Here is a 9,090-nt window from a genome sequence, read left to right as displayed (position 1 = left end):
GTTGCCCCGGCTCATGCGGTCGGTGTTCCAGGAGCAGACCGACGTCGCTCACGTGTACCTCGGCAGCCGTCGGCACATGATGCGCCGCCTGTTCAGCGACGAGCAGGAGCCGTTCTGGCGCAGCGCCAAGCAGATCGAGCTCGGACCGATCCCCGCGGTGCTGTTCGAGCCGTTCCTCGCCGCCCGGTTCGCGGGCACGGGGCGGGAGGTGGAGGACGACGTGCTGGCCGAGCTCCTGGCCGTCACCGGAGGGCACCCGTACGCGACGCAGGAGCTCGCGTACTTCCTGTGGCAGGAGGTGCGCCGCGGCGAGACGGCGGGCCACGCGGAGTACACGCGGGCGCTCACGAAGGTCCTGCGCTCGGAGCACGCGCACTTCAGCCTGTTGTGGGAGCGCGCGAGCCGGGTGCAGCGCCAGGTGCTGCAGGCGCTCGCGGCGGAGCCCGGGCGTCCGTTCGCGGAGGCCTACCGCAGCCGCCACGGGCTGCCGGCGGCGTCCACCGTCCAGCGCGCGGTGAAGGCGCTGGAGGACGACGAGGTCGTCGCCCGCGACGAGGCGGGGCTGCGGATCACGGAGCCGTTCCTGGCGCAGTGGCTGCGCTCGGAGCGGTGACGGACCGCCCCGCGCGAAGCTCAGCTGAAGCGGTCCCAGCGCTTGAGCGCCGAGACAGGGCTGATCGAATGCCCGCCGGTGTACCAGCCGGGTGAGGACCACAGCTCGAAGTGCAGGTGGCAGCCGTCGGCGACGCCGGTGTCACCGACTGCACCGATGGCCTGACCGGTGAAGACCCGGTCGCCCTTCCTCAGCGTCACCTTGTCCTTCAGGTGCATGTAGACGTGGTCCTGCCCGGTCCCGGAGGGGTCGATGACCAGGTAGTTCCCGGCTCGCGAGTGGGACCCGGCGAACTTCACCACGCCGCCGCGGGCCGCGACCAGCGGGGTGCCGCACCGCGCGAACACGTCCTGGCCCTGGTGCCGCCCGTGCCCGCGGGCTGCGCCGTAGGCTCCCGCGCCCTTGCCGTAGCTGTGCTTCCCGTTGATCGGGAACCGGTCACGGATGAAGGTGAACCGCTCCTCCACCACCGACTCGGGGACGCCATCGGCCTGCGATGCCTGCGCGGAGGCGTTGCTGTCCCGCGGCTGGACGTGGATGCGCCAGAGATAGCCGCCGTCGGAGGGGACGCGTCCCGCGACGGTCCCGTTCCACTCGAGCGACTGCACCGTCCCGCCGGGGACGGTCCGGGATCCGAAGGTCCGGAGCACCTTGCCGTTGCTGCGCCGGACGATCTCGCCGCGCACCGTCACCGGACCGTCGCCGCGGACGAAGTAGCTGACGCGGGCCTGACGCCGACCGGCGTAGAACACCCTGCGGGAGTCGACCCGGGCCTCGACGCCCCCGCCCAGCGAGCTGAGCTCGGAGCCGCTGGAGATGGTGAGTGCGTCCTTGGTCGGCTTCGACACGTTCCCGTCGCCGTTGATGACGAGGATGGGCCCGGTGGACGCGCCGTCGGGGACCGGGGCGGTGACGGCGCCCGGAGCCGCCTCGATGACGCTCGCGCCACGGTCGTCGTCGCTGCCGGGTCCGCCGAGAAACACGACGGCCACGACCCGGTCGAGCGCCTCGCCGCCGATCCGCACGACGCTGCCGATGCCGGCGCTGTCGAGTCCCGTGCAGGCCGTCTCACACGTGATGCTGGACGGACGTGGGGTCTCGGAGGCGTAGGCCCCGCCCGCTCCGGCCGCGGCGGATGCGGTGGCGGGGAGGGCGAGCGCTCCCAGAAGACTGGCGATGGCCGTGGCGTGTGCGCGCAGGATGGTGTTCAGCTCCTCGTTGTGCTGCCTACGGGGTGAGCTGACGGGCTCGCGCGGTCGAGTTCCGCGCTACCGGGACATCAGTCCCGGATTCGCCCCTGGATCACGAGATCCTGTGGTTCCCCCGCTCCGCCGCGCCGGGTCGACGCTGCGGATTCGGCATCCGGCAAGGTGCGTGAACCCTACCCATTCCGGCGGTCGGAGTCGGAAGGCGGCGCCGGCCGCAGGTCGGTGGAGGGGGCGCACGTCGCGAAGCGCGCTCGTCCTCTATGCTTCCTCGCCGCCGCGCGCCCTGTTCGCGTGGCCTTTTCACGCTATGAAGACCTACGTCGCCAATCCCGCCACCCGTGAGCGCAACTGGGTCGTCGTCGACGCCTCAGGACAGACGCTCGGGAGGCTGGCCACCCAGATCGCGGATCAGCTCCGCGGGAAGCGGAAGCCCGACTTCACACCCCACGTCGACACCGGCGACTTCGTCGTCGTCGTCAACGCCGAGAAGATCGTCGTCACCGGCAACAAGCGCACCGACAAGCAGTACTACCGCCACTCCGGCTTCCCGGGTGGCCTTCGGTCGCGCACGTTCGAGGAGATGATCGAACGGCGGCCCGAAGAGGTCATCCGCAAAGCGGTCAAGGGCATGCTGCCCAAGAACCGTCTGGCCCGGAAGCAGTTGACGAAGCTCAAGGTCTACGCCGGCCCGGAGCACCCGCACCAGGCCCAGAAGCCGCAGCCGATGGAGATGCAGTCCCGATGATCGACGAGACGCCCAACGACGACCAGGCTCCGGAGGAGACGCCCGCCGAGGCGACTCCCGAGGCGCAGGCTCCGGCCGAGCCCGAGGCCGAGGCGACCCCGGTCGAGACGGGTTCCGCCCCGCAGCCCGACGCGGCGTCCGAGCCGGTCGCGGAGGCCGACGAGGACGAGGACGACAGCGACGAGGTGGAGGAGACCCCGCGCGTCAAGCCGGCGATCCCCGGGATGGACCTCGAGGTCGACATCGTCATCGAGGGCGAGGGCACGCCCGCCGACCCCTACGCGGAGGAGGGCGACGAGCCCACCACCGAGGGCGAGGACGACGAGGACGTCGTGGACGATCAGCCGATCGCCGCGACGATCGTGCTGGCCGAGGGTGCGCGGTACCGCGCGACCGGCAAGCGCAAGACCGCCGTCGCCCGCGTGATCCTGAAGCCCGGCACCGGCGCGTACACGATCAACGGCAGGACGCTCGACGAGTTCTTCCCGCGCGACACGCTGCAGCGCAACATCCGTCAGCCGCTCGAGGCCGTGGGCTTCGACACGCGGATGGACGTCGTCGCCCGCATGCACGGCGGGGGCGTCAGCTCCCAGGCCGGCGCGCTGCGTCACGGGATCTCCCGCGCGCTGCTCGAGGCGGACCCGAACCTCCGTGGCGAGCTGAAGCGCCGTGGCTTCCTGACGCGTGACGCGCGCGTCAAGGAGCGCAAGAAGGCCGGCCTCAAGAAGGCCCGCAAGCGTCCGCAGTTCAGCAAGCGCTAGGCGCCTCGCGCGGTCCGGCTCGGACGAGCATGGCTCGCAAGCTGTTCGGCACCGACGGCGTCCGTGGCGTCGCCGGCGATCTGCTGACCGCGGAGCTCGCGCTCGCGCTCGGTCGAGCCGTCACCCTGGAGGCCGCCGCCGAGCGGCCCCAGGTGCTGGTCATCCGCGACACGCGGGAGTCCGGCGAGATGCTGGAGGCCGCGCTGGCCGCCGGCGTGACGGCGGCGGGCGGCGACGTCCTGCTCGGCGGCGTGTTGCCGACCCCGGCGGCGCCGCTGCTCATCCGCCGCTACGGATTCGATGTCGCGGCGGTCATCAGCGCGTCCCACAACCCGTACCGCGACAACGGCATCAAGTTCTTCGGCGCGGACGGGATGAAGCTGTCCGACGCCACGGAGCTCGCGATAGAGCGGCGCCTCGAGGTGCCGGCCGCGCCCCCCGCGGTCATCGGCCGGGTCCGCGCGCTGCACGGCACGCTGGAGGACTACCTCCGGGAGCTGCATTCGCGCTTCCGGGAGCTGTCGCTGGACGGGCTGGACGTCCTGCTGGACTGCGCGAACGGGGCGACCTTCCGCGCGGCGCCGGAGATCTTCCGTCGGCTGGGCGCCACCGTCACGGTGCTCGCCGACGAGCCCGACGGTCGCAACATCAACGCCGGGTGCGGCTCGACGCACGTCGAGGCGCTCGCCGAGCAGGTCGTCGCCGGCGGGCACGACGTCGGCTTCGCCTTCGACGGGGACGGCGACCGGGTGCTGGCCGTCGACCGGACCGGCCGCGTCGTCGACGGCGACGAGCTGATCGCCCTGGCCGCGATCCATCTGCGCAGGACGGGCCGGCTGGACGGCGGCGGGGTCGCGGTCACCGTGATGACCAACTACGGCTTCCACAACGCCATGCGCGAAGCGGGGGTCGAGGTCGCCATCACGAGCGTGGGGGACCGCTACGTCCTGGAGGAGCTGAAGACCCGGCGCTGGACGCTGGGCGGGGAGCAGTCCGGTCACATCATCGACATGGGGTTCGTCCCGTCGGGTGACGGCATCGCCAGCGCCCTGCTGACGCTGGAGTCCCTGCAACGCGAGGATCTCGCCGAGCGTCAGGCGATGGTCAAGCTCCCGCAGCGGCTGGTCAACGTGCCGGTCGTCGACCGTGACGCGGCCATGCAGGCCGCGGAGCTCGCGGAGGCGATCGAGACCGAGAGCCGAGGGCTCGAAGGGCGGGGTCGCGTGCTGGTGCGCCCCTCGGGCACGGAGCAGCTCGTCCGCGTGATGGTCGAGGCTCCGACGCAGGACGAGACGGACGCGGTCTGCGCCCGGCTGGTGGCGCTCGTCGAGCGTCTCAGCGCCTGAGCCCGTCAGCCGTCGTGCAGCACGAACGCCAGCGCGGCGGTCGCGCGAGCCCGGATCCGGTCGAGATCCTCGCCGTCCGCGAGCGCGCCGAGCACGGCTCCGTCGACGATGGCGAGCACCAGATCGGCCGGCGGGGCGGTGGCACGGCCCGACCGCCCGAGGACGTCGCTGACGAGCGCACGCGCGGCACCGCGGACGCGCCGCGCTCCGTCTGTGGCCCCGGGAGCGCGGGCGTCGCGGACGTAGGCCTCGCACCAGGCGATGAGCTCCAGGCGCGTCTCCGGGAGCAGGAGGGTCACGACGAGGGCGGCGGCATCACGGGCGTCGCGCCGCGTCAGGGGGACGCGCAGGCGCGCCTGCCGCATCCGCTCGACGTCCGCGTCGGCACGGGCGAGCATCGCCGCCCCGCGCAGGTCGTCGACGGCCGGGTAGTGGTAGGTCACGGTGCCGAGACCGATGTCGGCGCGCCTCGCCACGGCGCGGTGGCTCACCGCCTCCGCTCCTTCGCTGATCAGCAGGGACACGGCGGCGGAGAGGATCTCGTCCCGACGGCGGCTGCCCTTGGGGGTCGGCATCCGTACAACTGTACGGGAAAAATCGTACGTCTGTACGAGAATCCGTAACGTGCGTCGGGCGACGGACTACTCTCGGGAACCCGCTCCGGCGGAACCGTCGCGCCGACGGCCCCGCCCGAGCCCCATCGTTCCCCGGAAGGACCCAGCGCATGTGCGGCATCGTCGGATACGTCGGACCCCGTGAGGCCCGGGAGGTCCTGCTCCAGGGACTTCGCCGGCTCGAGTACCGCGGGTACGACTCGGCCGGCGTATCGGTCGTCGTCGACGACCGCATCGAGTCGGTCCGGGCCGTCGGCAACCTCGACAACCTCGAGGCCGCCCTGCTGCAGGCGACCGGCGCCTGGGCTGCCATCACCCCGGAGCAGATCGCGGGAACCGCGGTCGCGACCACGGTCTCCACGACCGGCATCGGCCACACGCGCTGGGCGACCCACGGCCGGGTCAACGAGCAGAACGCGCACCCGCACTACGACAACGAGAACCGCGTCCACGTCGTGGTCAACGGCATCGTCGAGAACTACATGGCGCTCAAGCGGCGCCTGGCCGATGCGGGCGCCCACTTCACGTCCGAGACCGACGCGGAGGTCATCGCGCACCTCGTCTCGCACCACATGGCGACGGCCGGCGGGCTGCGCGAGGCCGTCACCGCCGCGTTCGCCGAGCTCGAGGGCCACTACGCGTTCGTCGCGATGAGCGCCGACGACCCCGGGACGCTCGTCGCGGTCCGCAAGGAGTGCCCGCTGATCCTCGGTCGCGGCGAGGGCGAGACGTTCCTGGCCTCCGCGATCCCCGCGTTCCTGTCGCACACCCGCGAGGTCCAGGTGATCGAGGACGGTGAGCTGGTCGTGGTCACCCCGGACGGCGTCACCTTCCTGACCGCGGACGGCACCGAGGTGGAGCGGGAGATCACGACGATCGACTGGGACGAGGAGACCGCCGAGAAGGGCGGCCACGAGACCTTCATGCTGAAGGAGATCTACGAGCAGTCCGACGTGGTCGCCGAGACGATCGCCGACCGCACCGTCCGCGACGACGGGGTCGATCTCGACGACGTCGGTGCGCTCGACGAGTCGATCCTCGCCAACATCGACCGGATCGTCATCGTCGCCTGCGGCACCTCCTTCAACGCGGGGCTGATCGGGCGCTACGCGATCGAGGAATGGGCTCGGGTGCCGGTCGAGATGGACGTGGCGTCGGAGTACCGCTACCGCAACCCGATCCTCGGGCCCCGCGATCTGGTCATCGGCATCACGCAGTCCGGCGAGACCGCCGACACGCTCGCCGCGATGCGCCTGGCGCGCGAGCGCGGTGCCAACGTCCTGGCGATCACCAACGTGATGGGCTCGCAGGCCACCCGCGACAGCGACGGCGTCCTCTACACGCGGGCCGGGCTGGAGGTGTCCGTCGCCGCGACGAAGACGTTCGTGTGTCAGGTGGCCGTCCTCTACCTGCTCGCCCTCCGCCTCGCCGAGCTGCGGGGCGCGCTGCCGCGAGAGGAGCTGATCCGCCTCACGACGGAGATCAAGCGCCTCCCGACGATGATCCGCGAACTGCTCGACACCATGGACGTCGAGTCGATCGCCACGCAGCACTTCGCGAACGACTTCTTCCTGTATCTCGGTCGGCACGCGGGGCGCGCCGTCGCCCTGGAAGGCGCGCTCAAGCTCAAGGAGATCAGCTACATCGCCACCGACGCCTACGCCGCCGGCGAGATGAAGCACGGTCCGATCGCCCTACTCGACGAGTCGACCCCGGTGGTCTGCATCGCCACCGATTCGCCCATCCTGGACAAGATGGTGTCCAACATGCAGGAGGTGCGGGCCCGTGGCGCGCACGTGATCGGCGTGGCGAGCGAGGGCAACGAGGACATCGCCGAGCACTGCGAATCCGTCATCCGGGTCCCGCAGACCGACTGGATGCTCCAGCCGCTGCTCGCCGTCATCCCGCTGCAGCTCCTGGCCTACCGCATCGCCCGGCTGCGCGGCCTGAACGTGGACCAGCCGCGGAACCTCGCCAAGACCGTCACGGTCGAGTAGTCCCGTGGGCGTCGGCATCGACCTGGTGGAGATCGATCGCGTCGAGCAGGCGCTCGAGCGCCGGCCCGGCCTCGCCGCGCGCCTGTTCACCGAGGCCGAGCGCCAGTACGCCGAAGGGAAGGCCCGCCCGGGCCAGCACCTCGCGGCGCGGTTCGCGGCCAAGGAGGCGGTGGCGAAGGCGCTGCAGCTCGAGGCGGGGTGGTCGATGCGCGACGTCGAGGTGCTCGCCGACGGCGGGCCGCCGCGCATCCGACTGCACGGCGACGTCGCCTCCCACGCCGCCGCGCGCGGGGTGGGGGAGGTCTCGGTCAGCCTGACCCATTCCCGTGGGACGGCGGGCGCCGTCGCGATGACCGAGCCCGCCACATGAGCCCGTTGCCCGACTGGCTCGAGCCGCTGCCCGACGCGGCGCGGATGCGCGCCACCGACGCCTGGGCGATCGACACCGTCGGGGTGGCCGGGGAGGTGCTCATGGAGCAGGCCGGCGCCGCGCTGACCTCGGTGGTGCAGCGCGTCGCCCCCGATGGGCGCATCGTCGTGGTCTGCGGCAAGGGCAACAACGGCGGCGACGGGTACGTCGTGGCCCGCCTGCTGCGCGAGCAGGGACGCGACGTCGTCGTCCTCACGACGGCGCCCGTCGGCGAATTGACGGGCGACGCGCGGCATCACGCCGACCTGCTCCCGGGCCCGGCGCCCGCGGCGTTCACCCAGGCGGGCCTGCGGGACGCCACCCTCGTGGTCGACGCGATCCTCGGGACCGGCGTGACCGGCGCCCCGCGAGGGGCCGCGCTCGAGGCGATCGAGGCGATCCGCGCGTCGGGCGTGCCCGTCGTGTCGGCCGACGTGCCCAGCGGCGTGGACGCCAGCAGCGGGGAGGTGGCGGGAGCGGCGATCGAGGCCGTCGCCACCGCGACGTTCCACGCGGCCAAGCCCGGATTGTGGATCTCCCCGGGGAAGCGCCACACCGGTGTCCTGGCCGTCTGCGACATCGGGATCCCCCATGGCGCACCCGTGGAGCCCGCCGACGTGGGGCTGCTGACCGACCGGGTGATCGCCGAGATCCCCTCCCGGACTGCCGACAGCACCAAGTTCAGCAGCGGCCACGTCCTGGTCGTCGGGGGGTCGCCGGGGCTCACCGGCGCGCCGTGCCTCAGCGCGACAGCGGCCATGCGGGCGGGGGCGGGGTACGTCACCGCCTGCGTCCCGGCCTCGCTGGAGGGCATCTTCGAGACCCGTCTGCTGGAGGTGATGACCGTCGGCCTCCCGCACAGCGATGGCGCGCTCGTCGCCGACGGGGCCGCGATCGTCGCCGAGCGTGCGGCACAGCGCGGCGGGGCGGTGGTGCTCGGGCCGGGACTGGGCGCCGCTCCCACCGCCCGGACGTTCGCCCGTGCGCTCGCCGCGGTGGTGGAGAACCCGCTGGTGCTCGACGCCGACGGACTGAACGCGCACGCGGGACGCATCGAGAGCCTGGCGTCCCGCAAGGGACCCACCGTCCTGACGCCCCACGCCGGCGAGCTCGCGCGGCTCCTGGACACGACCAGCGAGGCTGTCGGCGCCGCTCGCCTGGCGCACGCCCGGAGCGCTGCCGCAGCCGCCGGGGCCGTCGTGGTCCTCAAGGGCGACGACACGCTGATCGCGGCACCCGACGGGCGGGTCGCCGTAAGTCAGGGCGGTGCCCCGGGGCTCGCGACCGCGGGAACGGGAGACGTGCTCTCCGGCGTCGTCGCGGCCCTCCTGGCGAAGGACCTCGACCCGTTCACGGCCGCGTGCACGGGGGTGCAGCTGCACCTCCGCGCCGGCGTC

At 72.5% G+C, this 9,090-nt stretch carries 9 protein-coding genes and 1 riboswitch; of the genes, 7 read left to right on the top strand and 2 right to left on the bottom strand.

What is annotated here, in order from left to right:
• On the top strand, positions 1-613 hold a 613-nt coding region (locus ABYE80_RS12425; protein WP_372790602.1), incomplete at its 5' end, for a hypothetical protein.
• 20 nt (positions 614-633) lie between these two features.
• On the opposite strand, the gene ABYE80_RS12420 is transcribed toward ABYE80_RS12425, so the two are convergent.
• Complete coding sequence (locus tag ABYE80_RS12420; RefSeq protein WP_372790601.1) at positions 634-1,638, bottom strand: M23 family metallopeptidase; 1,005 nt, start codon at positions 1,636-1,638, stop codon at positions 634-636.
• Positions 1,639-1,822: 184 nt separating this feature from the next.
• A riboswitch (cyclic di-AMP (ydaO/yuaA leader) is annotated at positions 1,823-1,984 on the bottom strand.
• 144 nt (positions 1,985-2,128) lie between these two features.
• Between ABYE80_RS12420 and rplM the strand changes: the two genes are divergently transcribed.
• From rplM to glmM, 3 genes are all read left to right on the top strand, one after another.
• Positions 2,129-2,566, top strand: coding sequence for a 50S ribosomal protein L13 (gene rplM / locus ABYE80_RS12415; protein WP_372790600.1), 438 nt, complete (start codon positions 2,129-2,131; stop codon positions 2,564-2,566).
• 224 nt (positions 2,567-2,790) lie between these two features.
• The gene (gene rpsI / locus ABYE80_RS12410) at positions 2,791-3,327 is read left to right on the top strand and encodes a 30S ribosomal protein S9 (protein ID WP_372790603.1); all 537 of its coding nucleotides are present in this window, start codon (positions 2,791-2,793) and stop codon (positions 3,325-3,327) included.
• 29 nt (positions 3,328-3,356) lie between these two features.
• Positions 3,357-4,673: a phosphoglucosamine mutase gene (gene glmM / locus ABYE80_RS12405; protein ID WP_372790599.1), complete on the top strand. Its 1,317-nt coding sequence runs from the start codon at positions 3,357-3,359 to the stop codon at positions 4,671-4,673.
• A gap of 5 nt (positions 4,674-4,678) precedes the next feature.
• Here the strand turns inward: glmM and ABYE80_RS12400 are convergent, their stop codons facing one another.
• A complete protein-coding gene (locus ABYE80_RS12400; RefSeq protein WP_372790598.1) occupies positions 4,679-5,248 on the bottom strand; it encodes a TetR/AcrR family transcriptional regulator in 570 nt (189 codons plus the stop codon).
• 149 nt (positions 5,249-5,397) lie between these two features.
• Between ABYE80_RS12400 and glmS the strand changes: the two genes are divergently transcribed.
• The 3 genes from glmS to ABYE80_RS12385 all read left to right on the top strand — a co-directional run.
• Positions 5,398-7,284 (top strand): glutamine--fructose-6-phosphate transaminase (isomerizing), encoded by a 1,887-nt coding sequence (gene glmS, locus ABYE80_RS12395; RefSeq protein WP_372790597.1) that lies wholly within the window; start codon positions 5,398-5,400, stop codon positions 7,282-7,284.
• Positions 7,285-7,288: 4 nt separating this feature from the next.
• Positions 7,289-7,654, top strand: coding sequence for a holo-ACP synthase (locus tag ABYE80_RS12390; protein WP_372790596.1), 366 nt, complete (start codon positions 7,289-7,291; stop codon positions 7,652-7,654).
• Positions 7,651-9,090: NAD(P)H-hydrate dehydratase (locus tag ABYE80_RS12385; protein ID WP_372790595.1), on the top strand; the 1,440-nt coding region annotated here is incomplete at its 3' end. The genes ABYE80_RS12390 and ABYE80_RS12385, both read left to right, overlap by 4 nt.

Origin of the sequence: Paraconexibacter sp. (genome assembly GCF_041602235.1) — a bacterium.
Taxonomy (GTDB): Bacteria; Actinomycetota; Thermoleophilia; order Solirubrobacterales; family Solirubrobacteraceae; genus Paraconexibacter.
The sequence above is the reverse complement of the archived record's forward strand: the minus strand, read 5'-3'. Positions and strand labels throughout refer to the sequence as shown.